The 24,762-nt window shown below is 59.1% G+C and carries 20 protein-coding genes and 1 pseudogene; 4 read left to right on the top strand and 17 right to left on the bottom strand.

Annotated elements, in window-relative coordinates:
* Window positions 1-55 precede the first annotated feature (55 nt).
* Together ACF8FG_RS24485 and ACF8FG_RS24480 are read left to right on the top strand one after the other, a co-directional pair.
* Window positions 56-1,219: an iron-containing alcohol dehydrogenase gene (locus ACF8FG_RS24485; RefSeq protein WP_014590905.1), complete on the top strand. Its 1,164-nt coding sequence runs from the start codon at window positions 56-58 to the stop codon at window positions 1,217-1,219.
* The gene (locus tag ACF8FG_RS24480; RefSeq protein ID WP_014861886.1) at window positions 1,219-1,653 is read left to right on the top strand and encodes a thioesterase family protein; all 435 of its coding nucleotides are present in this window, start codon (window positions 1,219-1,221) and stop codon (window positions 1,651-1,653) included. Before ACF8FG_RS24485 ends, ACF8FG_RS24480 begins: the two co-directional genes overlap by 1 nt.
* Before the next feature lie 321 nt (window positions 1,654-1,974).
* Here ACF8FG_RS24480 and ACF8FG_RS24475 read toward each other — a convergent pair whose 3' ends face one another.
* The 4 genes from ACF8FG_RS24475 to ACF8FG_RS24460 all read right to left on the bottom strand — a co-directional run bounded on the left by ACF8FG_RS24475 (window position 1,975) and on the right by ACF8FG_RS24460 (window position 6,187).
* Window positions 1,975-4,173, bottom strand: a complete 2,199-nt coding sequence (locus tag ACF8FG_RS24475; RefSeq protein ID WP_318080651.1) for a xanthine dehydrogenase family protein molybdopterin-binding subunit — start codon at window positions 4,171-4,173, stop codon at window positions 1,975-1,977.
* The gene (locus ACF8FG_RS24470; protein WP_134697778.1) at window positions 4,170-5,171 is read right to left on the bottom strand and encodes a xanthine dehydrogenase family protein subunit M; all 1,002 of its coding nucleotides are present in this window, start codon (window positions 5,169-5,171) and stop codon (window positions 4,170-4,172) included. Before ACF8FG_RS24470 ends, ACF8FG_RS24475 begins: the two co-directional genes overlap by 4 nt.
* Entirely contained in the window at window positions 5,168-5,695 is a 528-nt protein-coding gene (locus tag ACF8FG_RS24465; protein ID WP_318080652.1) for a (2Fe-2S)-binding protein, read from the bottom strand. The genes ACF8FG_RS24470 and ACF8FG_RS24465 overlap by 4 nt, the downstream gene beginning before the upstream one ends.
* A 111-nt stretch (window positions 5,696-5,806) precedes the next feature.
* The gene (locus tag ACF8FG_RS24460; protein ID WP_010954186.1) at window positions 5,807-6,187 is read right to left on the bottom strand and encodes a hypothetical protein; all 381 of its coding nucleotides are present in this window, start codon (window positions 6,185-6,187) and stop codon (window positions 5,807-5,809) included.
* A gap of 803 nt (window positions 6,188-6,990) precedes the next feature.
* Between ACF8FG_RS24460 and ACF8FG_RS24455 the strand changes: the two genes are divergently transcribed.
* A complete protein-coding gene (locus ACF8FG_RS24455) occupies window positions 6,991-7,974 on the top strand; it encodes a TerC family protein (RefSeq protein ID WP_019438170.1) in 984 nt (327 codons plus the stop codon).
* A 152-nt stretch (window positions 7,975-8,126) separates the two neighbouring features.
* Here the strand turns inward: ACF8FG_RS24455 and ACF8FG_RS24450 are convergent, their stop codons facing one another.
* From ACF8FG_RS24450 to ACF8FG_RS24430, 5 genes and pseudogenes are all read right to left on the bottom strand, one after another.
* Window positions 8,127-9,365 (bottom strand): multidrug effflux MFS transporter, encoded by a 1,239-nt coding sequence (locus tag ACF8FG_RS24450; RefSeq protein ID WP_014590912.1) that lies wholly within the window; start codon window positions 9,363-9,365, stop codon window positions 8,127-8,129.
* A complete protein-coding gene (gene fabF / locus ACF8FG_RS24445) occupies window positions 9,362-10,654 on the bottom strand; it encodes a beta-ketoacyl-ACP synthase II (RefSeq protein ID WP_189637587.1) in 1,293 nt (430 codons plus the stop codon). The genes ACF8FG_RS24450 and fabF overlap by 4 nt, the downstream gene beginning before the upstream one ends.
* Window positions 10,655-10,726: 72 nt before the next feature.
* The gene (locus ACF8FG_RS24440; protein ID WP_392519314.1) at window positions 10,727-13,819 is read right to left on the bottom strand and encodes an efflux RND transporter permease subunit; all 3,093 of its coding nucleotides are present in this window, start codon (window positions 13,817-13,819) and stop codon (window positions 10,727-10,729) included.
* Window positions 13,816-14,919 (bottom strand): annotated as a pseudogene (locus ACF8FG_RS24435) (efflux RND transporter periplasmic adaptor subunit). Before ACF8FG_RS24435 ends, ACF8FG_RS24440 begins: the two are co-directional and overlap by 4 nt.
* A gap of 77 nt (window positions 14,920-14,996) precedes the next feature.
* Complete coding sequence (locus ACF8FG_RS24430; RefSeq protein ID WP_010954179.1) at window positions 14,997-15,611, bottom strand: TetR/AcrR family transcriptional regulator; 615 nt, start codon at window positions 15,609-15,611, stop codon at window positions 14,997-14,999.
* A gap of 83 nt (window positions 15,612-15,694) precedes the next feature.
* Here ACF8FG_RS24430 and ACF8FG_RS24425 point away from each other — a divergent pair, with 83 nt between their 5' ends.
* Window positions 15,695-17,146 carry a TolC family protein gene (locus tag ACF8FG_RS24425; RefSeq protein WP_318081748.1) on the top strand — a complete coding sequence of 484 codons (1,452 nt, stop codon included), beginning with the start codon at window positions 15,695-15,697 and terminating at the stop codon, window positions 17,144-17,146.
* 45 nt (window positions 17,147-17,191) lie between these two features.
* Here the strand turns inward: ACF8FG_RS24425 and ACF8FG_RS24420 are convergent, their stop codons facing one another.
* From ACF8FG_RS24420 to ACF8FG_RS24385, 8 genes are all read right to left on the bottom strand, one after another.
* Window positions 17,192-17,593 carry an ACT domain-containing protein gene (locus ACF8FG_RS24420; protein WP_076403087.1) on the bottom strand — a complete coding sequence of 134 codons (402 nt, stop codon included), beginning with the start codon at window positions 17,591-17,593 and terminating at the stop codon, window positions 17,192-17,194.
* Window positions 17,594-17,828: 235 nt separating this feature from the next.
* A complete protein-coding gene (locus ACF8FG_RS24415) occupies window positions 17,829-18,332 on the bottom strand; it encodes a CinA family protein (protein WP_041166968.1) in 504 nt (167 codons plus the stop codon).
* A 112-nt stretch (window positions 18,333-18,444) separates the two neighbouring features.
* The gene (locus ACF8FG_RS24410; RefSeq protein WP_014590919.1) at window positions 18,445-18,747 is read right to left on the bottom strand and encodes a hypothetical protein; all 303 of its coding nucleotides are present in this window, start codon (window positions 18,745-18,747) and stop codon (window positions 18,445-18,447) included.
* A gap of 467 nt (window positions 18,748-19,214) precedes the next feature.
* Window positions 19,215-20,207, bottom strand: coding sequence for a LacI family DNA-binding transcriptional regulator (locus tag ACF8FG_RS24405; protein WP_318081749.1), 993 nt, complete (start codon window positions 20,205-20,207; stop codon window positions 19,215-19,217).
* Window positions 20,208-20,282: 75 nt separating this feature from the next.
* Complete coding sequence (locus ACF8FG_RS24400) at window positions 20,283-21,785, bottom strand: sucrose-6-phosphate hydrolase (RefSeq protein WP_318081750.1); 1,503 nt, start codon at window positions 21,783-21,785, stop codon at window positions 20,283-20,285.
* Window positions 21,782-22,927 (bottom strand): ABC transporter ATP-binding protein, encoded by a 1,146-nt coding sequence (locus tag ACF8FG_RS24395; protein ID WP_392519312.1) that lies wholly within the window; start codon window positions 22,925-22,927, stop codon window positions 21,782-21,784. The genes ACF8FG_RS24400 and ACF8FG_RS24395 overlap by 4 nt, the downstream gene beginning before the upstream one ends.
* Before the next feature lie 27 nt (window positions 22,928-22,954).
* A complete protein-coding gene (locus ACF8FG_RS24390; RefSeq protein WP_014590923.1) occupies window positions 22,955-23,797 on the bottom strand; it encodes a carbohydrate ABC transporter permease in 843 nt (280 codons plus the stop codon).
* Entirely contained in the window at window positions 23,794-24,756 is a 963-nt protein-coding gene (locus ACF8FG_RS24385) for a carbohydrate ABC transporter permease (protein ID WP_014590924.1), read from the bottom strand. Before ACF8FG_RS24385 ends, ACF8FG_RS24390 begins: the two co-directional genes overlap by 4 nt.
* Window positions 24,757-24,762 lie beyond the last annotated feature (6 nt).

The raw sequence follows: 24,762 nt of genomic DNA, 5'->3' as shown, positions 1-24,762 counted from the left end.
CTACTGCATATCCAAGCTCCCAAAACAAAACAAGCCTGAAAGACAAGGAGTCACCATGCAGCCGTTCAGCTTCATCACCACCGCCCAGATCATCAGCGAAGCCGGCGCTGCCGGGCGCCTGGCAAGCATCTGCCAGGCACGCGGCGCGCGCCGTGTAATGATTGTCACCGACCCGGGCATCGCCAGGCTTTCGTTGTTCGCACAGGTTATCGACGGATTTCCTGCAGCCCAGGTGGGGGTCTCGGTATTCCAGGAAGTCAGTGCCGACCCTAGCCGGGCCTGCGTGCTAGCCGCAGTTGCTCATGCACGCCAGGTGCAGGCCGAACTGATCATCGGCTTCGGCGGCGGCAGTTCGATGGACGTGGCCAAGCTGGTCGCGGTGCTGGCACATCCTCAGTGCAGTCAGTCGATCGATGACCTGTATGGCATCGACAGGGTGCACAGCCGCCGCTTGCCGCTAATCCAGGCGCCGACCACTGCCGGCACCGGTTCCGAGGTCACACCGATCGCCATCGTCACGGTCTGCGATACCAGCAAGACCGGCATCGTCTCGCCTATATTGCTGCCCGACCTCGCCCTGCTCGACGCCGCCTGTACCCTTGATCTGCCTCCCGCGGTGACTGCTGCGACTGGCATAGATGCCATGGTGCACGCTATCGAGGCCTATACCAGTAAGCTACGGCGCAATCCACTGTCGAGCATACTGGCGCGTGAGGCCCTTCGTCTGCTCAGCGAAAACCTGGCGCGGGCGGTACACAGCGGCAGCAATCTTGAGGCTCGTCAGGGTATGTTGCTGGGCGCTTGCCTGGCCGGCCAGGCCTTCGCCAATGCGCCAGTGGCGGCTGTGCATGCGCTGGCCTATCCACTGGGCGGGCATTTCCACATACCTCATGGTCTGTCGAACGCGCTGGTGCTGCCGCATGTAGCGCGTTTCAACCTGCCGCAGGCACGGGACGACTACGCCGAGCTGGCCCCGGTGCTGCTTGGTGAGCGGTTGCAGCCCGGTGATAGCCAAAGCCAGGCTGAGCAGTTCGTCGCCGAACTCGCACAACTGGGGCCGCGCTGCGGCCTGCCCAATCGCCTGCGCGACCTCGACATTCCCCAGGGCTGCCTGAGGCAACTGGCTGAGGACGCAATGCAACAGCAGCGCCTGCTGGTCAACAACCCACGGGAGGTCTTCGTGGACGACGCATTGCGTATCTATCAGGCGGCCTGGTGATGAGTGACTTCAAAGCGCGAAGCCATTACCGGCATTTCACCCCTATCAGCACCCGCTGGCACGACAACGATGTCTACGGGCATGTTAACAACGTCGTTTACTACGGCTTTTTCGACAGTGCGGTCAATCGTTTGATGGTTGAGCAAGGAGGGCTGAATATCCACGAGGGAGGGGTGATCGCGCTGGTGGTGAGCTCTGATTGTGAATACTTCGCCTCCGTCGCCTTTCCTCAGCAACTGGAGGTGGGGCTTTTGGTCGAGGCGCTGGGGCGTAGTTCGGTGCGCTATCAGCTGGCAGTGTTCGTCGAAGGCCAGGAGCAGGCGGTCGCGAGCGGGCATTTTGTGCACGTTTTCGTTGACCGCCATAATCGGCGACCAGTGCCGGTGCCGGTGGGGCTGAGGGAGGTACTGTACAGCTTTGTCGAGTTGAGTTAGCTCATGGGCGCTGACTGCTGAGTGGTACCTGAACGCTGATCAACAAGTGCTTAAGGCTTCAGATTCACGAGCGGTCGTGCAAACAGAGGCGGCCCGTGCTGCAATAACTGCCTATCGCGTATTGGGAGGAGGGTGGTCACCCTCTTCATGGCAGTGATGGTGGAGGATTTTCCCCACCTGCACGGTGCCAGCAACGTGCAGGCCGGAACCCTGCAGTGACAACTCGCTCCAGAATGGTCGGGCAGGCGATGCGATGGGGGCCTCAGTTCCCATCGATATCTCGATGGCTCGAATGGAATTGGAGGCTTGTCCCCCGCCCAGTCACAGCACCTTGTCGAGCGTGATCGGAAACTCTCTCACACGCTTGCCCGTGGCATGGTAGACCGCGTTGGCCACCGCGGCTGCCACCCCGACGACGCCGATTTCGCCCACGCCCTTGGACCCCAGTTCGTTGACGATGTCGTCGTGCTCTTCAACGAAGATGACTTCGATATCCCCGCTGTCTGCGTTGACCGGGATGTGGTACTCCGCCAGGTTGTGGTTGACCACGCGGCCCAGCCGATGGTCGGTCAACGCGGCTTCGTGCAGGGCCATACCCACCCCCCAGACCACGCCTCCCAAAATCTGACTGCGTGCGGTTTTCGGGTTGACTACCCGTCCGGCCGCTACGGCGCTGACTACCCGTACTACCTTGATTGTGCCAAGGTCCTCGTCGACGTGAACTTCCACGAATACCGCTGAATGCGTGGCGGTGGAGAACGGTTGGCGCCTGGCGCCGGGCTCGGCGTCGATTTGCACTTCGAACTCACCTTCCGGGGCGCTGGCGATGATGTCCGCCAAGGCCAGGCGATGGCTGCCCGCGTGCAGGTAGCCATCGGCGAAAATGATCTGCTCCCGGGCCGTGCTGGCCACTTGGGGGTACATCTTGCGTGCATGTTCCAGCACTTTGGTGCGCAGTACCTGGCAGGCCTGGCGCACGGCCGAGCCGACCGACGACACCGTGAACGAACCTCCCTGTAGCGGTGCGGTGGGCAGTGAAGAGTCACCCAGCACGAAGGTGACATCCTGCACCCTGGCGCCAGCCGCGTCGGCTGCGATCTGCGTCATGACGGTATAGGTGCCGGTCCCGATATCGGTGGTGGCACTGCAGACGGTGAGGTGGCCTTGGCCATCGAAGCTCGCTTTGGCGCTGGCCTTCATCTGCATGGCTTCCCAGACGCCGCCGGCCATGCCCCAGCCGACCAGCTGGTTGCCATGGCGCATGCTGCGCGGTTGCGGATTACGGTTTTGCCAGCCAAAAAGTTCGGCACCTTGCCGGTAGCACGCCAGCAGTTCCTTGCTGGAGTAGGGCTTGCCCTCGTTGGCATTGCTGGCGGCGAAATTGCGCCGGCGCAGGTCAAGCGGGTCAATCTGCGCTGCACAGGCAAGCTCATCCATGGCGCATTCCAGGGCAATCATCCCCGACGCGGCGCCAGGCGCACGCATGTCCAGCGGGGTGTACACATCGAGCGAGGCCAGGCGATAGCTGAGGGCAACGTTGTCGCACTGGTAGAGCATGCCACTCCATTCCACCACGTGCTCGGTGAAGTCCTCAAAGCGAGAGGTCTGGCCAAGCGCATCGTGGGCGATCGCCAGCAACTGCCCGTTTGCGTCAGCACCCAGGCGCAGGCGCTGCTCGGTGCGGGGCCGGTAGCCAAAGGTGAACATCTGCTGGCGGGTCAGCGTGACGCGCACCGAGCGCTGCAGGTGCAACGCCGCCATCACTGCCAGCGGCAACTGGTACTGCGGGCGCAAGCCCGAGCCGAAGGCACCGCCGACGAATGCCGCGCGCACGCGGATGTTTGCCTTGGGCAGGCCAAACACCTTGTGCAAGTAGTCCTGGCAGTTTTGCGTGCCTTGGGTCTTGTCGTGGATTTCCAGCGTGCCGTCGCCCTTGTAGAGTACGGTTGACGCATGGGGCTCCATCGGGTTGTGGTACTCGTTGGCTGTCAGGTAGGTGGCATCCACCTGCACCGGGGCACCGGCAAACTGCGCGGCAAAGTCACCACGCGGCGCCGGTGTCTTGGCGGGTGCTGCATGCGACTGTTGGCATGCGCCAAGGTCGGTCTGGTGGGCCTCCTCGGCATACTCGATCCTGATCAGCGAACCTGCATACCGGGCCAGCTCGAGGGTTTGGGCAACCACCAGCGCCAACGGTTGACCGTTGTAGAGCACTCGATCATCGAACAAGGGCCGAAACGGCGCCCCGTGCGCGGCGTCGGCGTCGCTGTAGTCGTCGTCATAACTGGAAATATGTGGACGATGGCCATGATCAAGCACGGCGATCACCCCGGGCACGCGCATCGCCTGTGTACTGTCGATGTTGAGTACCCGACCTCGGGCGATGGTACTGGACACCACGCTGCCATGGAGCAGGCCTACTTCGGGATATTCGCCCGCGTAACGCGCCTGCCCGGTGACCTTCGCCACGCCGTCTACGCGGTCCAGGGACGTGCCGGCTACCGGTGTGGGTTTGATCATGCTCGTGTCCCTCCGTCAGCGGCGCGGCGCGCCGCGTCATCCAATGCCCGCACAATTGCACGTTGCGCGAGCGTGACCTTGAAACCGTTGTGGCTCAGAGGTTTTGCACCTTGCAGCAACGTTTTTGCGGCCTGGGTGAACAGCGCTTCGCTAGGCGTCTGGCCGGCCAACATGCGCTCCACAACCGGGTCTCGCCACGGCTTGTGGGCAACGCCGCCCAGCGCCAGGCGAGCTTGCCGGATCACCTGGCCATCAAAGCTCAAGGCTGCGGCGACCGACACCAGCGCGAACGCGTAGGAGGCGCGGTCGCGAATTTTCAGATAACGGTAATGTTTTTCGAACACCGGGGGCGGCAGCTCGATGGCGACCACCAGTTCATCGACTGCCAGCTGATTGTCTCGCTCCGGGGTGTCCTCGGGGAGGCGATGGAATGCCGCAAAAGGTATTTGGCGCTCTCCGCGCGGCCCCTGCACATGCACCACGGCTTCGAGCGCTGCCAATGCCACGCACATATCCGAGGGATGGGTCGCGACACAGGCATCACTGGCACCAAGAATCGCGTGGATACGGTTCGAGCCTGTACGCGCCGGGCATCCGCTGCCGGGTTCACGTTTGTTGCAGGGGGTGCCGGTGTCGTAGAAGTAGTAGCAACGGGTGCGTTGCAGCAAGTTGCCACCGGTGCTGGCCATGTTCCTCAACTGCGGTGATGCCCCAGCCAGGATGGCGTCCGACAGCAATGGATAGTGCTGCTCGATCATCGGGTGCCAGGCCAGGTCGGCGTTGCTTACCAATGCACCGACCCACAAGCCACCGTTCGACGTGGGGTGGATGCCGTTCAGCCCAAGGCCGGAAATGTCGATCAGGCGCTTGGGGCGAACCACGTTTTCTTTCATCAGGTCGACGAGGTTGGTGCCGCCGGCAATGAACTGCGAGCTGGCGTCAGCCAGGCTCACGGCTTCGCTGATTGATGCGGGCTTGTGGTAGCTGAAAGGCGTCATGGATGCGGCCCTCGTTGTGGCGGGGCCAGGTCCGTCATCAACGGTAGGGCTTCTTCCACCGCAGCGACAATGTTGCTATATGCACCACACCTGCAAAGGTTGCCGCTCATCTGTTCGCGAATGGCCTCGCGGGTGTAGGCGCGCCCTTCGCGGGCAAGTCCGACTGCGGAGCAGATCTGCCCCGGGGTGCAGTAACCGCACTGGAAAGCATCGTGGGTAATGAATGCACGCTGCATGGGGTGCAAAACCTCGCCGCTGGCAAGCCCTTCGATGGTCACCAGTTCGGCCCTGTCGCACATGATGGCCAAGGTCAGGCAGGCATTGACGCGCTTGCCATCGCGCAGCACCGTGCAGGCCCCGCACTGGCCATGGTCGCAACCCTTCTTGGTGCCGACCAGGTCCAACTGCTCGCGCAAAAGGTCGAGGAGTGTGGTCCAGGGATTCACCTGCAGTGTCAGGCGCTGACCATTCAGGGTCAGGCCGATGGGGTGTTCTACAGCCCCATTGGGAGAGATCGCGCTCATGGTAGGTCCTCACGGTCAGGGTTCGCGCAGCCGGTTGCGTCTCTGTTGTGCGACCGGGCCGGTTGAGCAAACGTTCAGCCGGCTTGCCAAGTTGCCGATCACATCTGGCCGTCACCCGTGTTTTTGCAGGGCTTCAATCAACTGGGCCTTGGTCATGGTCGAGCGCCCCTTGATGTCTTTGCTGCGTGCCTCTTTCATAAGGCTTTCCTTGCTTTGCGATTCCAGCGACGCGTGCGACGTCCGCGAATGCCCCTGGCGAGATTCAGCGGCGCGCTTGGCCGAATCCGAGCGTGCGGTCTTCTTCACGTGCGACGGTGTCCTGCTTCCCGAGCCTGCGTGCTTTTCACCGCCACCCGATTGTTTGTTGACGGTGGCCCAGGCGCGCGCTTCGGCTTCATCCTTGCCCACGCCCTTGTCCTCGTAAGATTGCTCGATGTGCTCGGCCTTGCGTTTCTGCTTGTCCGTGTACTTGTCTTTGTCCCCGCGTGGCATGGTATTTCCTCCTGCGTGGGTTGCATGAACCGTTGAAAACCAGGACAGAACTGACGCACCCGGTGATGGACGGGTGATCCGTGTCGATCGGCCCTTTCAGCTAACTGCCGGAACCTGCGCCAGATCCACTTCCGGCTGAGCCACTGCTACCACCACCCGCGTCTGTGCCGCTACTACCAGAGCCATGACTGCCGGTTCCCGAGCCGCTGTCGGTACCGTCACCGCCGGTATTGTCCGTCCCATTGTCGTCAGTGCCGCCATCACCCGTACCCATGCCATCGCCGGGTGTTCCCGAGCCAGTCGCTCCGCCTTGGCCGTTCATTTGTCCATTGTCGTTCGATTGCATGCCTGGGGCGCGCTGATGGTTCAGGTCTGTGGCGGCCGAAGCAAGTGCTGAAGCGCAGCCCAGGCAAAGTGCAAGCATTAACGTAAAAGGTTTTGCTGGTGTCATGGTGAAACGCCTTTTTGGATTGTTCACCCTATGTTCGGCCTGGCGTGCGTGGGAGGGTGCCTTCTGACCGACGGAAGGCGCTGCATCAGGTCGACGCGAGCGAGCGGCGCTTTGCTCCAATGAAGGCGTTGATAACGTGCGGGGCACCGATGAGGCTGGTGCAATCAGGTGTGCGAAGTTAGTTTTTCACTGCAAGCGTTTGAGCTTGTCATGGACACGATTTGTAAATGTTTTCTACTTGCGGCCTACTCGCGCCCGATAAATTCTTTCTTCGTGACGCCGGGCCCCTCTGACGGTTATGCCGCCATGTCGGAGTCATAGTTGTTCAACTACGACTATATAGGAGGGGCTCATGTCTGCCCTTAGTGTGTATCTGAACCAAGAGGTTCTTGGTACTGATCTCTGGCTTTGGCTTTCCTTTTTCGCTGTTGTGCTAACACTGTTGGCGCTTGACTTAGGTGTGCTCCATCGCGGGAATCGGGAGATTGGAGTCAAAGAGAGCTTGTTGCTGTCTGCGGGCTACATCAGTATGGGCCTTCTGTTCGCGGTCTGGGTGTATTTCCAGAAAGGCAGCGACGCCAGCATGGACTATGTGACAGGTTTCTTGATTGAAAAATCCCTGTCAATGGATAACGTTTTCGTTATTGCGCTGATATTCAGCTTCCTGGCCATTCCTCGGGAGTTCCAGCACCGAGTATTGTTTTGGGGGATCATGGGGGTCATCGTCTTGAGGGCTATCATGATCGGCCTAGGGGCTGCGCTCATCGCCCAGTTCAGTTGGATACTTTACTGTTTTGGCGCTTTCCTGGTCTTCACCGGGGTCAAGATGCTATTCGCTCGCGTCGATCATGCGCCTGACTTGGAAAACAACCGTTTCGTCAACTACCTGCGCACCCACCTACGCATCACCAAAGAATTGCACGGTCAACGCTTTGTGGTTCGCTTGCCCGATGCGTCAGGAAAAAGAATTCTATGGGTGACACCGCTCTTCCTTGCACTTATTTTGATTGAGGGTGCAGACTTGGTATTTGCTGTTGATAGCGTGCCTGCGATTTTTGCTATCACACAGGATCCGTTCATCGTTTATACGTCGAATATCTTTGCCATTCTCGGTTTGCGAGCGCTCTATTTTGCATTGGCTGCCATGATCAGTCGCTTTGTTTACCTTAAATATGCGCTGGCTCTGGTGCTTGTCTTTATCGGCTCGAAAATTTTCCTTCATGACATTGTGGGTAAAGTGCCAGCCGAAATATCGTTGAGCATTACAATCGGCCTGCTGATTGGCGGCGTGTTGCTTTCGCTTTGGAAAACCCGAGCGTCCGCTAATGCTTCTTGAATAATTACGGCCGCTGGCTGCTGCGTGAGCGCGATGACCGGATCGCCCAGGATTCAAGGCGTGAAGGCGGTCGCCTCCGGTGCTGCCCAGGCCATGCAGTTGATATTGCACATCCCAGGCGAAGCAGGAGCAAACCTCATGCAGACATACTCCTACCTGACTATTGCCTTTCGTTTGACATACCAAGCGAAAAGCACCATTGCCAGAACGCACACCGAGGTTTGAGTAGCTCCCAGGACGGCAATCGTGGGGAACTTCGGCGTGGAAACCATCCAGGTCGACACTGCTCCGATCGCCATGGTCAGGAACCCCAAAAGGGCTGACGCCAGTCCTGCTTCTTTCCCGAACGGTGTCATGGTCAAGGCCGTTCCCAGCGGATTGGCAATACCCATACCCCATAGGAAAAGCACCATCGACAATGAGTACCAGCCCAAGCTTGGATTGCTTGGGCCGACCAGCAGCAATGCACCTGCAGTACACGCAGTCGCGAGGCCTGACAAAGTAATGGCGCGGCTACCCCAACGGTGAGCCAGGCGAGGAGCAGCCAAGCCAGCGGCAAAGACCACGAAGACAGTTGCCGCGAAATACAGGCCCACCTGGAGCGAGCTGAGCCCCATGCCTTCCATCAAGATTGACGGCGCAGCGGCGAACGAGGCGAATAAGCCGCTCATCAGCAGGCTGGTCGCGAGTGCGGGCAAAATGAAGAGGCGGTTGGACGCCAGTTTGCCGTATGCGATCAGGATCGCAGGTACTGATTGAGTCACCCGACGATGGGCAGGAAGGGTTTCACCTATCCCTCTGAGGTAGAACAGCGCGATAAGGATTGCCGACATGCCGACGGCTATGAAAAGTGCGCGCCAACCCAAAGTGGTGTTCAGCATACTGCCGATCAAAGGTGAGAAGCCTGGCGCTGTGGCGGCAGCGATCATCGTCAGCGATAACGCGCGTGCCAGGTTCTCACCCTCATAGAGATCGCGAGCGATGGCTCTGGCCAGAACCGCGGCGGCACACACGCCAACGGCCTGGATTACCCGTCCGAGGATCAGCATGTCGAGTGTGGTGGCGTTAGCCGCCCAAAACGTACCCACCACGAAAATCATAAGCCCACCTACTACCAGCCGCTTGCGGCCATAGCGATCGGCAAGCGGCCCTACCAGTAATTGGGCGAAGGCGAACGTAATGAAAAAGCTGGAGAGCGTCAGCCCGAGTTCCTGGGATGAGACGTTGAGCTGTCGGGCCATTTCAGGAAAAGCGGGCAGGATGATATTGGTGGACAAGTTGCTGATTGCAGCGAGTGCTGCCAGTAGCAGGATGACCTTGGCCGTCAGGACGTTGGCCTTCTGAGCATCGCCATCAGCTTCGTTGGCGTGTGTTTCGAGTTGGCTGTTCATACGTTGGCCTCCCAGCGACGGAACAGCACACTGGCGTTCACCCCACCGAATCCGAAACCATTGGACAAGGCATATTCGATGGGCATTTCACGGGCTACTCGTGCAACCAGGTCAAGGCCAAGCGCAGCATCATCGACCTGAGTCAGGTTGAGCGTGGGTGGAACGATCTGATCTTGCAGCGCCAATACCGTAAAAATGGCTTCGACACCGCCTGCCGCCCCCAGGAGGTGGCCGGTGGCCGATTTGGTCGATGTAATCGCCACGCCGCTGCCGCTACCGAATAGGGCGCGAATCGCTGCAAGTTCACCCTTGTCGCCAACCTGGGTCGAAGTCGCATGCGCATTGATATGGTCCACGTCCCCAGGCGCTATCGACGCCTGTTGCAGCGCGAGTTGCATGGCACGCCTGGCACCGCTTCCGTCTTCGGGGCCAGCGGTCAGATGATAGGCATCAGCGCTCGTTCCGTAGCCGACCAGCTCGGCCAGCGGCTTGGCGCCACGGGCCAGCGCATGTTCCAGCGACTCGATCACCAGCAAGCCAGCCCCTTCAGCCATGACAAACCCGTCCCGTTGGCTATCGAAAGGACGGGAGGCTTGCTCAGGGCTATCCGAAAAGCCCGTGCTGAGCGCTCGTGCAGCCGCAAAGCAGCCTAGCGTCACACGATCGATTGCCGCTTCGGCGCCACCGCAGATCGCAATATCCGCTTCGCCGCTTCTGATGAGCCGAGCGGCGTCGCCAATGGCCTGCACCCCCGCAGCGCAAGCTGTGACGGGGGCCCCAAGTGGGCCTTCGAACCCGTAGCGTATCGAGACATGACCCGCTGCCATATTGGCCAGGAACGATGGCGCCGTGAAGGGCGACAACTTGCGAGGGCCACGTGCGTCAGTGGTGCGCACCGCCTCTGCGATGGCGCCGAAGCCTCCGACGCCTGATGCGATGATGGTGGCGGTGCGTGCGCGTTCAGCCTGACGCTCGGGATGCCAGCCGGCTTGCTGCAATGCTTCATCCGCTGCTACCAGCGCAAACTCGATGAACCGATCCATCTTCTTGCGTTCCTTGGCGTGGATGACCCGCTCGGGTTGATAGCCTGCCACGGCATCCTCGGCCAATGTGGGCACGCTGCCGCCCACTGACACGCCAGTGCCTTCGACGACATCGCCAGCAAGCGCGCGAATCCCGGACTGCCCAGCCAGCAATCGCCGCCAGACTTCCTTTACGCCGCAGCCCAGCGGGCTGACAACGCCGGTGCCGGTCACCACGATGCGTTTTTGATTAACGTTGTGAGTCATTTCGACCTCTCGTTGGATCATGAGCGCACCTCGAATTGCATCGGGCACGCACGGGTTGAAGGCAATGTCTACTCAGGCGCGATGTGCAGCCTCTGGCTTGGCAATGCGGCTATTGGGGCGGATCTTGAACCAGATGGAATACATTGCCGGCAGGAACACCAAGGTCATGATCGTGCCCACGAACGTGCCTCCGATCAGGGTGTAGGCCAAGGTGCCCCAGAACACCGAATGGGTGAGGGGGATGAAGGCCAGGATGGCTGCCAATGCCGTGAGCAAGACCGGGCGTGCGCGTTGCACTGTGGCCTCGACCACGGCGTCGAAGGGCGCAAGTCCTTCAAGCTGGTTGTGGTCAATCTGCCCGATCAGGATGAGGGTGTTGCGCATCAGAATCCCGGAGAGCGCGATCAAGCCGACTAACGCGTTGATGCCGAACGGTTGGCCGAACAGCAGTAATACGGGTACTACGCCGATCAACCCCAGCGGTGAAGTCAGAAACACCATGACCATCGCCGAGATAGAGCGCACCTGCAGTATGATGATCAACAAAGTCAGGGCGATCATGATAGGCAGGAGAGGGACGATAGCCTGGCTGGCCTTGGCCGACTCCTCGATAGAGCCTGCCATTTCGATTTTGTAGCCCGCAGGCAGCTGCGTGACGATGGGCTGGAGGTCTTTCCAGATCGCCGTGGACACATCAGGCGGCTGCAGCCCTTCCGCGATGTCACCCCGCACTGTCATGGTGGGCGTTCGGTCCCGGCGACGGAGGATGGGGTCCTCCATGCGAATGCTCACATCACCGATCTGCGAAACCGGAACGCGCTGACCGTTCGAGCCTACCAGGGTGAAATTCTCGATCTGGGCAGGATCGAGTCTGATCTGGCCAGCGGCACGCCCTACAACCTGCACAGAGCGGATATCTTCCCTGACCGACGTGATCGGCACACCGGTGAGCAGGAACTGAAGCTGCTGCGACACCGAGGCGGACGTCAGGCCAACCGACTGCAGGCGATCTTGATTCAGGGAGAAGTGAAGCGTGGGAACAAGCGGGCCCCAGTCCGTATTGACGGTCTTCATCATGGGGCTCGCCTGCAGCACGCTTTGGACGCGTGCTGCAATCTGGCGCAGTTGCGAGGCATCCGGGCCCATCACCCGATAGGCGACCGGGTAGGGGGAGTAGGGCCCGAATACCAGTTGTGTTACCCGCACTTGAGCGCCGGGTGCCAGACCTTCGGAGGCCGCCTCCCGAAGACGAAGCTTGAGGGCCTCACGAGCGCCCTGGTTTTCGGTCAGGACGACAATCTTGGCAAAGGACGGGTCGGGCAACTCAGGGGCCATTGCCAGGAAGAAGCGGGGCGGGCCTTGGCCGATGTAAGTAGTGACAATCTTTGCCTCCTCTTGCTGACGTAGCCAGGACTCCACCTTGATCGCAGTGGCATTTGTCTGTTCGATGGAGGTGCCATAAGGCATCTGCAGCTCCACAAGCACTTCGGGGCGGTCGGAAGTCGGGAAGAACTGCTTCTTTACCAATCCCATGCCAAGCACGGCGGCCACAAATGTCGAAACCACAGTGCCTGCCACGAGCCATTTATGTGCGATTACCCAGCCCAACAAAGCGCGGAATCGGTTGTAATGACGGGTGTTGTAAATAGCGGCGTGACCACCTTCAATCACCTTGATCCGAGGCAACAACTTCACGCCCAGGTAGGGGGTGAACGCGACCGCCACCACCCAGGATGCGATCAGGGCGATGCCGACAATCCAGAACATGTTGCTGGTGTATTCGCCGGCAGTGGACTGGGCGAAACCGTTAGGCATGAATCCGATGGCGGTAACCAATGTGCCGGAAAGCATGGGGGCTGCCGTGTGGCTCCAGGCATATGCCGAAGCCTTGATGCGGTCGTAACCTTCTTCCATCTTCACGACCATCATTTCGATGGCGATGATCGCGTCGTCGACCAGCAACCCTAAGGCCAGGATGAGCGAACCCAGCGTAATCCGGTCGAAATTCTTGCCTGTTGCGGCCATCACCACGAATACGATCGCCAGTGTCAATGGCACCGCGGCTGCGACGACAACGCCGACACGCCAGCCCAGGCTGAGGAAGCAGACAAGCATCACGACCAGCAGGGCAACGAAAAACTTGATCATGAACTCGTCGACGGAGGACGTGATGTTCACTGCCTGATCGGTGACCTTGCTGAGCGTCATGCCCAAGGGCATGCTTTCGTTGATTTTGGCTGTTTCGGCCTCCAGGGCTTTGCCAAGGTCGAGGCCGTTCCAGCCTTCGCGCATGACAATGCCAAGCAGCAAGGCTGGCTCGCCATCGTTACGCACCAGGAACGTCGCGGGGTCTTCATAGCCGCGTTCAACGTCGGCCACATCCGACAGTTTCAGGGGGCGGCCCTGGGCGACCACAGGGGTTTCGCGAATCTTTGCCAGTTGATCGAAGGCGCCGTCAACCCTGACCACCACTTGTGGCCCCTGCGTTTCGACCGAGCCCGCCGGTGACAGGGCGTTCTGGTTGTCAAGGGCCGAGAAAATGTCCTGTGGCGTGATTCCGAGCGTGGCCAGGCGGTCATGGGAAAAGGACACGAATATCCGTTCAGCCTGTTCCCCGATGATGTTGACCTTCTTGACGCCCTGCACGTGCAGCAGCTGCTGGCGCAGTGTTTCGGCGTCGCGTACCAACTGGCGCTGCGGTTCGCCTTTGGCTTTGAGCGCGTAGACCGCGAATGTCACGTCCGAGAACTCATCATTGAGCATTGGGCCAATGACGCCCGCTGGCATGAGCTTGGCCTGATCACCCGCTTTCTTGCGGGCCTGGTAAAATTCCTCCTGAACCGCCGAAGGTGGGGTCTTGTCTTGCAGCGATACCATAGTGAACGCCAACCCAGGCCGGGTGTAGGTTTCGGTACGGTCATACCAACGCAGCTCTTGCATGCGTTTTTCCAACGGTTCGGCCACCAGATCCTGCATTTCCTGCGCAGTGGCGCCGGGCCAGGCAGTGATAACCGTCATCTGCTTGACGGTGAAGGGCGGATCTTCTGCTCGGCCCAGCTTGAAGAAGGCCAGCGTGCCGGCGAAGGCGATCAGCACAATCAGGAAGAGGGTGATCGCTCGCTCGCGTACTGCGAGCGCCGATAAGTTGAAACGAAGCTGGCTCATGGTTGGTGCCCCATGACCTGAGCTGTGTGAGCCTGTTCCATGACCTCGACGCCATCGCGCAGCAGATGCGCACCCAGTGCCACGATCCGATCGCCAGCGTGCAGGTCACTCTTCACGACCGCTTTTTCGTCACTGACACTAAGCACTTCCACCGCGCGCCATGACACCTTGGCCGGCTGGCCAGCTATCACCCAAACCCCTGCTCCGTTACCCGGGTCAAAGAGCGCGCCGATGGGTATCTGCTTAGCTCCGTAATCCGTATCGGTATCCGGAATCTCAAGCGTAATGGTTGCACCCAGTGGCGCGCTCGCCAAAGGCCCAGTGAGCACGTACCTGGCTTCGAATGTGCGCGTGATGGGGTCTGCTGCATCCGAAAGCAAGCGCAGTTTGGCGGGTACGGCCTGCGCAGGCTTGCCAAATAGCGTGGCGAGCGCAGTCGAGCCAGGCGCAGGTCGGAGTGTTTCTGGCAAGTAGACGACAGCTTCTCATTGCCCGGCCCTGGCCAGCCTTACAACCGCTTGACCAGCACTGACGACCTGGCCCGGTTCGGCCAGCGTGTCCATCACCACACCATCGGCGTCGGCTAGCAAGACCGCATATTCAGTGGCGTTCCTGGCAACGTCAGCCTGAGCTTGCGCGGCACTGAGTTGCGCCTTGGCGGCATCAGCCGCAGCTTTGATCTGGTCGTAGGACGATGCCGAGACCGCGCCCTCGGCCACCAGCCCTCGATAGCGAGCTTCGTCGTCACTGGTCTGCTTGGCCCGTGCCCGAGCAGCAGTTACTGCCTCTTGCTGCGCGCGCGCCTGCAGATTCAGATCCGCCGGATCCAGGCGCATCAAGGGCTGACCGCGTTTGACTGTTTGTCCGGTATCGACCAGGCGCTGCAAGATTTTTCCGGATACTCGGAAGCCGAGGTCACTCTGTGTGCGAGCGACCACTACTCCGGAAAACGAACGTGCAAGGGCTGACGCGTCCTGTACTGAGACCGCTTTCACGACCGGCGGTGTGTCTCTCGGGTCTTTTCCAGGTGAAGAGTCCCCGCAAGCGACAAGGGCGAGTGGGAGTAAGCAACCGACTATGGCGGCAGGACGCAGGCGCATGGGATCCCTTTCTCAAAAGGCGATATAGGAATCCCATTTTTCTACCAGTGACCAATATTGTCAATGGTCACAATCTGCTAGGGGGCGAGACTTCGGAGTATCAAAGCCGGCAGTTGGACGACCGCATCCTGAAGCGTGTCCAGGTTGTGCTGAAGGAGCGCGGCATTTACGTATGGCCTCATGATCAGAAAAATCGCCAGCGTCAGTTCGTCCAGGGGTGTCTTGCGTTCAAATTCTCCTGCGTCGCGGCCTTGTGTCAGGATCTCCAGAATGACCTTACTGATATTGGCTTCATGAGACTTGACCGACGACCATTGGTCGCGCGATGCCACTGCCGCTATGTCATAGAGCTTCCGGTCGTGGAAGAAAAGGTCAGCCCCGCCTTCAGCGATCGCTCGGAATAGACGTCTCAGCTTCTCCGATGCAGTCGGGGCGTCGCTGGTGGCCGTCGCAATGCGCTGCATGATCAGCGCAAGCCGACTGGAGCAAATCACCTCTCCGATCGCTTGTTTGGATTCGAAGAATTTGTAGATGTAGGCCTTTGAAAAGCCAATCGATTTGGCTAAGTCAGAGACAGTGGTTTTGTCGTACCCATAATGGGCGAAGTGCTCCATGGCAGCCTGGATGATCTGATCCCTCACGTCGTGGTCGGCTGGTCCGCGCGCCGGCGAGGGTGGAGAAGATTTACTCATTTTTGAAGCATCCTGGAACTGATTGACAGAGTGTGACCAAAATATAATATGGTCACACCTCCTCTTGGTCTATGAGAATCATCATGCTTCCCTACCGAACGATTGCTCTGCTGTTGAGCGCCAGTCTCACTGCAGGGTGCATGGTTGGCCCGGATTATAAACAGCCAGAGGTTGCGCTGGCCGATCATTACGTCACGGATGCACAGCCGTTGACCGCAAGCGACACATCGGTCGGCAGCCTTGATGTCTGGTGGGAAAGATTTGGAGATCCTTTGTTGAGCAGGCTTGTGACCGAGGCGCTGGGGCAAAACCTGCAGTTGGCGCAGGCACAGGCCCGTGTAGCTCAGGCTCGCGCAGCGCTGGGCTCAGCGACCGCGGCGCTTGTGCCGTCCGCGGGTATCAATGGCCAAGCTGCACGCTCACGGCAATCCGTTGAAGCGCCCTTGGGCCAGCTGCTGAACTCAACGCCTGACTATGACCGCTACGGCAACAGCTATGAACTCAATCTGCAAGCAAGCTGGGAAATCGACTTGTTTGGCGGGCTTCGTCGTGATCGGCAAGCCGCGGTCGGTGAGTACCAGGCTTCTGAGGCGGTGGCAATCGCAACTCGTCTTGCCGTCGCCGCGCAAACAGCAGATATCTACACTACCGTGAGGGGGCTGCAGGCGCGTCTGGCCATTGCTCAGAACCAGGTGCAGACACAGCAAGACCTTCTGGCCAAAGTCAACCTGCTCAACCGCAAAGGTCTGGCGCCTGACTACGAGGTTCGTCAAACCGAGGGCGAACTGTCTCAAGTCGAGGCAACCGTGCCGGTTTTGCGTGCGGGCCTGGATGCGGCTCTCAACGCTTTGGATGTCATGCTGGGCAGTGCGCCAGGTACCCACCGAGCCCAAATGGCAATGGCCTCGTCAATCCCTCAGGTGCCTGCGCTTGCGCGAATCGGCAAACCTTCCGATCTGCTCCGCCGTCGGCCCGACCTGATCGCCGCCGAGCGCAGGCTCATGGCTGCCAATGCCATGATCGGCAGTGCGATCAGTGAGTACTACCCAAAATTTTCAATAGGCGGGCTGATCGGCAGCGCGTCTACCTCTGGCGAACCATTTTTCACGGGCGATGCCAACCAATCAGCCGTATTGCTCGGCTTGAGGTGGCGACTCTTTGATTTTGGCCGTATCAACGCGCAGATAGACCAGGCCAAAGGACGTGAAGCCGAAGCCCTGGCCCTCTATCGGCAGTCTGTGCTGGAGGCTTCGGAAGATGTTGAAACAGCTTTGTCTGCATTGATCAATCGGCAAGCGCAGGCACAGTCGCTCAAACGCGGTGAGGCATCCCTGGAGCGAGCACGACGTTCGTCCTTTGTAGCATTCCAGAACGGTGTAGCCAGTTTGATAGACGTTCTGAACGCAGATCAGCAGCTTCTCAGGACATCAGATTCCCGAGCAGTTGCGCAAACTGAAGCGGCGCGTGCTGCTATTGCTGCCTACCTCGCCCTGGGTGGCGGGTGGTCAAGTGACTCAGATGTGGCACAGCGATGATGGGACTGCGTAAATGCCTTGAGCGATAAGGCGTCTCGACCGGCTTCACTCAGAAGCCTGGGAAAGGGTGTTCAGCACCTTCATTGCTTTTTGCGCATCATCTTTACCTACGAAGACATGATCGTGGAAATAGGCTGCGATCACATTGCAGCTGATCCCTGCTTGGCCCAGAGCAGTCGAGAACGCCGCAGTCAAGCCAACTGCATCGAGGGCCGAATGGATGGTCAGGGTGATCCACGCAGCGACGAAATCAAACTTCAGCCCGAGCGTTTCTGCTCGGTTTCGCTCGATGATCAAGGTCAAGCCTTCTTTCTCCTTGAAGCTACCCACCAAGTCGTCCGGGCTCAGTCCTGCGAAGTCAGCGACAGTGCAGAAGACGTACTCACCTTCGTTGAGGATTGGGCTCATACCGCGTAGTAGGGCAGAGATAGATTTTTCACCCGCCATGTCTCACCTCCAAAAAATAGTGGCAGAAGTCTGCGCCGCCTTCAAACCTCAAACCTCAAGCCAATGTTCTTCGAAGCGGCACGTGATCTGATCTAAAGCTTGGGCTTTAAGTCTGCGTCTTTGGAATCCGCATGATCCAAGTGCTTACGCAAAAGGTGGAGGAGGGTAGTCGAGGGGTTCACCTGCAGTATTCGATGTCGAAAGTCGCCTTCTTGCCTGTCATTACCTGCCCCCTTCAAGCGCGCTCCCCACGAAGCCAGCGCTCGTGATAATGGATCAGGCGCGTCAGTCCATAGACGGCACCGTCGTGCATGACTTGCGCTCGCTCACCAAAAAAACGCTGGGTACGGGTAAACACGGCTATCGGTTCGCCGGCAAAAGCCCACGCAAAGCAAAGCGTGCCGGGTAGAACCCCAGCTGCTGGGTCAGGCCCGGCTAAACCTGTAGTTGCGATAACGACATTGGCATCGCTGTCCTTCAGCGCCCCCAGGGCCATCTCCCATGCGACTGGTTCGCTAGTCAGCCCGTACCGTTCGATGGTTTCCGCGCTTACACCTAGCAGACGCTTCTTGGCGGAGGGCGAATACACGACGTAGCCGCTTTCCAGGACCTCGCCTGTGCCTGGGAATGCCGCTAGCAGAGCGACCATGCAGCCTGCTGTGCAGGACTCGGCAGTGGTAAGTACCAGATGGTGGTCTTTGAGGTAGCCGAGCACGGCCAATACGGGATCCGTTGCCATTTTTATGTCGACTCATTGTTCTTTTGTGGTGGACGTGTCGGCCATGTAAATGGTTCACCGGTTTAGCGCAGCTTCGCCTTGTTTTTTGAACTGAACTTTATTTCCCTCGTTTTCAGTCATCGTCACGGCCTTCGCATTTTACTTCTTTCTTGTATTCGTCCCGCTTGGCTTCGACCTTCACCCGGCACGGACCGTCCCAGTATTCCTCCTTCCATTCACCCCGAGGCCAAGTCCTGCCACGCCCATCCGGGCATTTGACTTCCAGCTTGTAGTCGCCCTTGTCCGAGACCTCTTTGACGTGACACGGACCGTCCCTGTACTCGTCTTCCCGTTTCTCATGGCGATGATCAGCGACAGCCAAGCCAACAACGGAAGAGAGCATTAACAGCGCGCCCACGAAAGGCTTGATGCCCATCACGCAACCCCAACAGCGAGCCTTGATAAAAGCCCCGCATAAGCTGTGGGGCACCAGATGTCCCTAAGACAACAGTGCGACTGCTTTTGTTCACCGTAGGCGACGCAGTATTATGCAAGACGGGTTCGCCATATCGATCAGTAAACGCTGGCACATGAATATGTCTGACCTAGCACCTGATTTAACAAGTGGGCGATGTCATTTGTTCATAAGTGGGCGGGCGCATTGCTTTGCTGAGGGATTGTGGGCTAATGCCGTTGAAATGTTCATCCGTTTGGGTTCATAAGAACAGGCCAGCGACCTCGCATTACCATCACAGTGCTACGGCGCGCGATAGAGACAAGCGGCGGGAGCATTACTGCGTGGGCTTGGCTGGGAAAATCTGCGTATCTGGTCAACTGACTGGTGGATCAACGCCGTTGGCACTGCTGATCTTATTCATGAGCGCCTGTTCGCTTTACTGATTCTTATAGTGATGCCCTGACCACCAACGGACAATCAACTGGCTGGGCTCCCGATACCTCGAGGGCCTGGATCAGGTGCCGGGCAGCATTGCGACCGATCTCGTAATATGGCAATTGCACGGTGGTCAGCGGTGGGATGAACAGTTCGGCGATGCCGATCATGTTGTCATAGCCGAGCACAGCGACATCGGCGGGAATCTTCAGGCCACGGCCCAACAACAGCTGATAGGCACAAAAGGCAATACGGTCATTGCCACAGATCAGAATGTCGAATTGGGGGCGACCTTCGATGATATGTCGGTCGAGGATGGCTGCGGTTTCACCATAGGCGTCATGATCGGAAAGGTCGTATTGCAGGAGTGCGCCAGGCGCTAGGCCGAATTCCTGACAGGCACGTTGCAGGCCTTTTTGTCGCAAGCCCCAGGCCAGACTCTGTTTTGGCAGATTGATACACAGTGGGCGCCGATAGCCTTGGCTTAACGCGTGATGTACGGCTCGATACTGCCCCTTTTCGTCGTCTGGCACATAACTCACCAGGCGACTGTCATCGGTCAGGCAATTGGCGAGTACCAGTGGTTTGCTCTTCAACCGCTCGGGAATGCACACCCGGCGAAACCCCATGGCGCTGAAGATCAAGCCGTCCGGCCGGTGCGACAGCATTAGGTCGATGTTCTGGTCAGTGGGCGGGTTGCTTAATAGGTTGAGGATAAAGACATTCCAGCCGGCTTGCTGCGCGGTCTGCTCAATGGACAGCAGCAGCTCGACCGCGAATGGTGTGGTCGCAGTGTCCAGCGCGAACACACCGATGGTTCGCGACTGGAGGTTGTCGCCGCGCATCCTGCGCGCCGACAGGCTCGGTACGAATTGCAGTTCATCAATGGCTCGACGCACCCGCAGAAGGGTTTCGGCGCTCAGTTTTTCCGGAGTGTTGAGCGCTCGAGAAACCGTCATCAGGGACACGCCGGCCAGCTGTGCAACGTCTTTCACTGAAGTCATGTGAGGCGAAATCGGTCAGGTTGACGCCGAATCATGACACATTGCCCGGACTTCTCGCGACTCGAATGAGCTGTCTCACAGCCATCCAGAACCGAGAAACCACGCCTTGGGAATCGAGACACGCCCACCACTCCCGCTAGCCAGAAGCTTCACGCCCAGACTGTCGGGCCGCGGATAGAGGCGACTGCTGAGGCTGAAGTGCCCGTTTTCGTCGAATACCTCGATGGAGGAGCGATCGAGGAACACGCGCAGTTCAAGTCGCTCTTGTGTCGGGTCTATCGATACGCTGCGCTGGCCTGTGACTTGCGCACCCGAGCGGCTACGGTCAAGCACCAGGCGATGCAGTGATGCATCGTAGTAGAGCAGGGTTTCTTCACGGCCATCGTCGCTGCAGCGCAATGCAATTCCCAGGTGGCCGTCGGTGCAGCCGAGCAAGTCCAGATGCACGTGGATTTCGAGCATATCGCCTTTCACGTCCGGCACCCACCGGGACCCTGTCTCATCCCACCAGGGCGTACTCGGTAATGGCGTCTTGCGTAGGGCGGTGAGCTCCCGTGCCGGATACACGCAAAGGCGATCGGCGCACAGTTCAAGTTCGCGCGGTAAACAGAGCATGCCGCACCAGTGATGGTCCTGGCTCGGCATCGGGCTTTCCCACATGTCGAGCCACGCCCACACAAGGCGCCGACCATCAGCGGCCAGTAGCGTTTGCGCAGCATAGAAATCATGGCCGTTATCCAGCTCGATAAAAGGCCCTCCCGTGAAGTGCCATTCGCTATCGAGTCGGCCTACTCGATAACCCGTCTGGTACTTGTTGAGGCGGTCGTAACCATCGGCTTGCATGCCTTGGGGCGAGTACAGCAGTACATCGCGCCCACTCCGTCGAAACAGATCCGGGCATTCCCACATATAGCCATCACCCTCGCTGCCGCCGGACACATAGTCAAGGAACTCCCAGACGTGCAGATCCGTGGAGCGGTACAACGGCAGCAGCGGCACATCGCCCAGACGTGCGCCGGCAATCAGGTACCAATAGTCATCCTCCTGCCATACCTTGGGATCGCGAAAGTGCATGATGGTGTTGTGCGGCGCGGTGTCGATGACGGCGCCATGTTTGACGAAATGGATGCCATCGCTACTGGTTGCCAGACACTGGACTTGACGGATGAAGCGCTCGTCACCCACTTCCCCCAGCCAGGTGTGCCCGGTGTAGATCAGGGCCAGGGTATCGCCACACACCACGGCACTACCGGAAAAACAACCGTCACGGTCGAAGTCATCGCCGGGTGCCAGTGCAATGGGCAGGTGCTGCCAATGAACCAGATCGGCACTCTTGGCGTGGCCCCAATACATCGGGCCCCATTTCGCGTCGAAGGGGTAATGCTGATAGAACACGTGATATTCGCCACGAAAGTACACGACCCCGTTAGGGTCGTTCATCCAGCCTGCCGGCGGCGCAATATGATAGCCCGGGCGATAATCGTGGATGACGCGCGAGATACCCTCACTCAGTGCACGCTGCGCAAGTTCAAGGGAAGAAGACATCGGGTCGCTCATGGTATTCAAAGACAAGGTCATAGGGCGCGTGCTCGGACTGAACCCAGAGAAATGTCATTCGGCAGGTTTTCAATGGCTTGCGGGTGGCGCTTCAAGGCCCTGCCGTCGGCGTCGAACAGGTGCAGGTGGTCTGTGTCCAGTTGCAGTTCGACCCGATCGCCTGCCTGCCATCCGGCGTTGACCTCGCAACGACAAGTCAGAAGCTCGTCCTGACCTGTTTCGAGGTGCACATACGTTTCGCTACCCAGGTACTCGACCCCCATCACGACGATGCCGGCGGTTTCTTCCGCCGCTTTGAGCGATACGTGCTCCGGGCGAATCCCCAAGCTCAGCAGCGTGCCCGCCGCCAGATCCGAGCTGTCGAAGGGCAGGGCGGTCATACCCAGAACGGGAGTATCGACCAGGCTGGTTTCGCCCAGGGCATGCAGGCGTGCCGGTAGAAAATTCATTTTCGGCGAACCGAGAAAACCGGCGACAAAGCGGCTCGATGGGCGTTCATAGAGCTCGCGCGGTGAACCGACCTGCTCCACGCGACCGCCATTGAGCACGATAATTTTGTCGGCCAGGGTCATTGCTTCCACCTGATCGTGGGTGACGTAGATCATGGTCGAGCCCAGTCGGTCATGCAGCCGGGCGATTTCGTTGCGCATCTGCACCCGCAAGGAAGCATCCAGGTTGGAGAGTGGCTCATCGAACAACAAGATGTCCGGTTCCCGCGCCATGGCTCTGCCCATCGCCACACGCTGACGCTGGCCTCCAGACAGTTCCTTTGGCTTGCGTTGCAGCAGGTTGTCCAATTGCAGGATCTGCGCAGTTTTCAGCACGCGCTCGCGCAGGCTGGTCTTTTCGGTCTTGGCCAGTTTGAGACCAAAGCTGATGTTGTCGTAAACGCTCATGTGCGGGTACAGCGCATATGACTGAAACACCATGCCGACGCCACGTTCGCGCGGCTCCAGGTCGTTTACCCGTCGCCCGTCGATCAGCAGGTCGCCGGCGCAGATCGAATCCAGTCCGGCGATCAGTCGCAGCAGGGTCGACTTTCCGCAGCCCGACGGGCCGACGAACACCACGAATTCACCCGCAGCGATCTCCAGGTTGATGTCGCGAAGAATCCGCACGCCACCCAGTTGTTTGTTCACGTTGTCCAGTTTCAATTTGATCACGATGCTGTTCCTTGTATTTGTTGGGCATCAACCCTTTAACGCGCCGGCAGTGAGACCGGAAACGATTCGGCGCTGGAAGATCAGCACCAGAATCACCAGCGGGACGGTGACCAGCACCGATGCGGCCATTAACAGCCCCCAAGGCAGCTCATGGGGGCTGCCGCCGGAAATCAAGGCGATGGCGACCGGCACAGTGCGTTGGGTGTCGGTGAGGGTGAAGGTCAGGGCAAACAGGAACTCGTTCCACGCTGCGATGAAGGCCAATAAACCGGTAGTGGCCAGGGCGGGCCAGAGCAGCGGCAACAGCACGCGGGTCAGCGTGACCCAGGGCGAAGCACCATCCATGATTGCCGCTTCTTCCAGTTCATGGGGCAATTGCCCCATGAACGTGGTCAGCACCCAGACGGTGAAGGGCAGGGTGAAAATCGTGTAGCTCAGGATCAACGCCCAGGACGTGTTGTACAGGCCCAGGGCGCGGATCACTTCGAACAGCCCCGACAGCACCGCGACCTGGGGAAACATGGAGACGCCAAGGACCATCATCAATACTGTCCCACGCCCACGGAATTTCACCCGGCCCAAGGCATAGGCAGCGGTCAGGCTGAGGAACAGCGCCAGCGTCACCACGCACAGCGCAACCACCAGCGAATTACCAATTGCCCGCAGGAATGAGGCTTGGTGAAGTACCGCCGCATAATTGGAGAAGTCGGGGTGTTCGATCCAGTAGCTCACCTCGAACAAGGCGCTGGACGGCTTCAGCGAAGTCACGATGGCGTAGTAGAAAGGGAAGACCGCATACAGCAGCAAAACTCCGATCAGACACCAGAATCCGAGGCGCAACAGCGATTTTTTCAGTAGGCGCTGGCTCATGATCGAACCTCCATTTGACGGCGTCCGAGGTAGAGATAAAGCATGGCGATTACCGCAACCACCAGAAACAGCAGAGTCGAGGCCGCGCTGCCGTAGCCAACATCCTGGAACTCCACCAGGTGTTGGCGGGCATAGACCGACATGCTGATGGTGCTAGAAGAATTTGAGGTCAGCACATAGATGACGTCAAATACCCGCAGGGAATCGAGGATGCGGAAGATCGCGGCCACCAACAATGCAGGCATCAACAGGGGAAGCGTGACACGCCAGAACACTTTCAGCGGATGAATACCATCAACCCTGGCGGCTTCGTAGCAATCACTCGGCAACATCTGCAAGGCCGCCAACATCAGCAGCGTGACAAAAGGGACGGTCTTCCACACGTCGACGATGATCACTGCCCACATCGACAGATCCGCATCTGCCGTCCAGGCCAGAGGAGCGTCAATCAGGCCGAGACTCAGCATCAGGTGATTGATGATGCCGAATTGGTCGTTCAGCATCCATGACCATATCTTCGCCGAGACAATGGTCGGAATCGCCCAGGGAATCAGAATCAACGCACGCACCAGGGAACGGCCGGTGAACTGGATGTTCAACAGCAACGCCACCGACAGCCCAAGGATGACTTCCAGTCCCACCGACACCACAGTGAAATACAACGTGTTGCGCACAGCGTTCCACCATTGTGGATCGACCAGGATGCCCGACCAGTTGGAACCGTCGTGGAACAGGTAATTGCTCATGCCTACGAAGGAACCGCCACTGCTGTCCGCCAGACTGGCATCGGTCAGGCTGAACCAGAATGTGCGCAGCAGCGGCCATGCCGCCACCAGGGTCAGACACAGCAACATCGGTGTCAGAAATAGCCAGGCGGCGCGTACTCGGCGACTCTGTATGGGCGTTTCCCTGGTGAGCAGGCGCTCGTCACAGGAGGCATGGGTAGTAGAGACAGGCATGGTGAT

Origin of the sequence: Pseudomonas sp. YQ_6 (genome assembly GCF_043103245.1) — a bacterium.
Classification (GTDB): domain Bacteria; phylum Pseudomonadota; class Gammaproteobacteria; order Pseudomonadales; family Pseudomonadaceae; genus Aquipseudomonas; species Aquipseudomonas alloputida.
The sequence above is the reverse complement of the archived record's forward strand: the minus strand, read 5'-3'. Positions and strand labels throughout refer to the sequence as shown.

Excerpts from the sequence above, each read along its gene's own strand:
- ACF8FG_RS24485 (WP_014590905.1), top strand. The coding sequence starts at position 56 with ATGCAGCCGTTCAGCTTCATCACCACCGCCCAGATCATCAGCGAAGCC.
- ACF8FG_RS24480 (WP_014861886.1), top strand. The coding sequence starts at position 1,219 with ATGAGTGACTTCAAAGCGCGAAGCCATTACCGGCATTTCACCCCTATC.
- ACF8FG_RS24475 (WP_318080651.1), bottom strand. The coding sequence starts at position 4,173 with ATGATCAAACCCACACCGGTAGCCGGCACGTCCCTGGACCGCGTAGAC.
- ACF8FG_RS24470 (WP_134697778.1), bottom strand. The coding sequence starts at position 5,171 with ATGACGCCTTTCAGCTACCACAAGCCCGCATCAATCAGCGAAGCCGTG.
- ACF8FG_RS24465 (WP_318080652.1), bottom strand. The coding sequence starts at position 5,695 with ATGAGCGCGATCTCTCCCAATGGGGCTGTAGAACACCCCATCGGCCTG.
- ACF8FG_RS24460 (WP_010954186.1), bottom strand. The coding sequence starts at position 6,187 with ATGCCACGCGGGGACAAAGACAAGTACACGGACAAGCAGAAACGCAAG.
- ACF8FG_RS24455 (WP_019438170.1), top strand. The coding sequence starts at position 6,991 with ATGTCTGCCCTTAGTGTGTATCTGAACCAAGAGGTTCTTGGTACTGAT.
- ACF8FG_RS24450 (WP_014590912.1), bottom strand. The coding sequence starts at position 9,365 with ATGAACAGCCAACTCGAAACACACGCCAACGAAGCTGATGGCGATGCT.
- fabF (WP_189637587.1), bottom strand. The coding sequence starts at position 10,654 with ATGACTCACAACGTTAATCAAAAACGCATCGTGGTGACCGGCACCGGC.
- ACF8FG_RS24440 (WP_392519314.1), bottom strand. The coding sequence starts at position 13,819 with ATGAGCCAGCTTCGTTTCAACTTATCGGCGCTCGCAGTACGCGAGCGA.
- ACF8FG_RS24430 (WP_010954179.1), bottom strand. The coding sequence starts at position 15,611 with ATGAGTAAATCTTCTCCACCCTCGCCGGCGCGCGGACCAGCCGACCAC.
- ACF8FG_RS24425 (WP_318081748.1), top strand. The coding sequence starts at position 15,695 with ATGCTTCCCTACCGAACGATTGCTCTGCTGTTGAGCGCCAGTCTCACT.
- ACF8FG_RS24420 (WP_076403087.1), bottom strand. The coding sequence starts at position 17,593 with ATGGCGGGTGAAAAATCTATCTCTGCCCTACTACGCGGTATGAGCCCA.
- ACF8FG_RS24415 (WP_041166968.1), bottom strand. The coding sequence starts at position 18,332 with ATGGCAACGGATCCCGTATTGGCCGTGCTCGGCTACCTCAAAGACCAC.
- ACF8FG_RS24410 (WP_014590919.1), bottom strand. The coding sequence starts at position 18,747 with ATGGGCATCAAGCCTTTCGTGGGCGCGCTGTTAATGCTCTCTTCCGTT.
- ACF8FG_RS24405 (WP_318081749.1), bottom strand. The coding sequence starts at position 20,207 with ATGACTTCAGTGAAAGACGTTGCACAGCTGGCCGGCGTGTCCCTGATG.
- ACF8FG_RS24400 (WP_318081750.1), bottom strand. The coding sequence starts at position 21,785 with ATGACCTTGTCTTTGAATACCATGAGCGACCCGATGTCTTCTTCCCTT.
- ACF8FG_RS24390 (WP_014590923.1), bottom strand. The coding sequence starts at position 23,797 with ATGAGCCAGCGCCTACTGAAAAAATCGCTGTTGCGCCTCGGATTCTGG.
- ACF8FG_RS24385 (WP_014590924.1), bottom strand. The coding sequence starts at position 24,756 with ATGCCTGTCTCTACTACCCATGCCTCCTGTGACGAGCGCCTGCTCACC.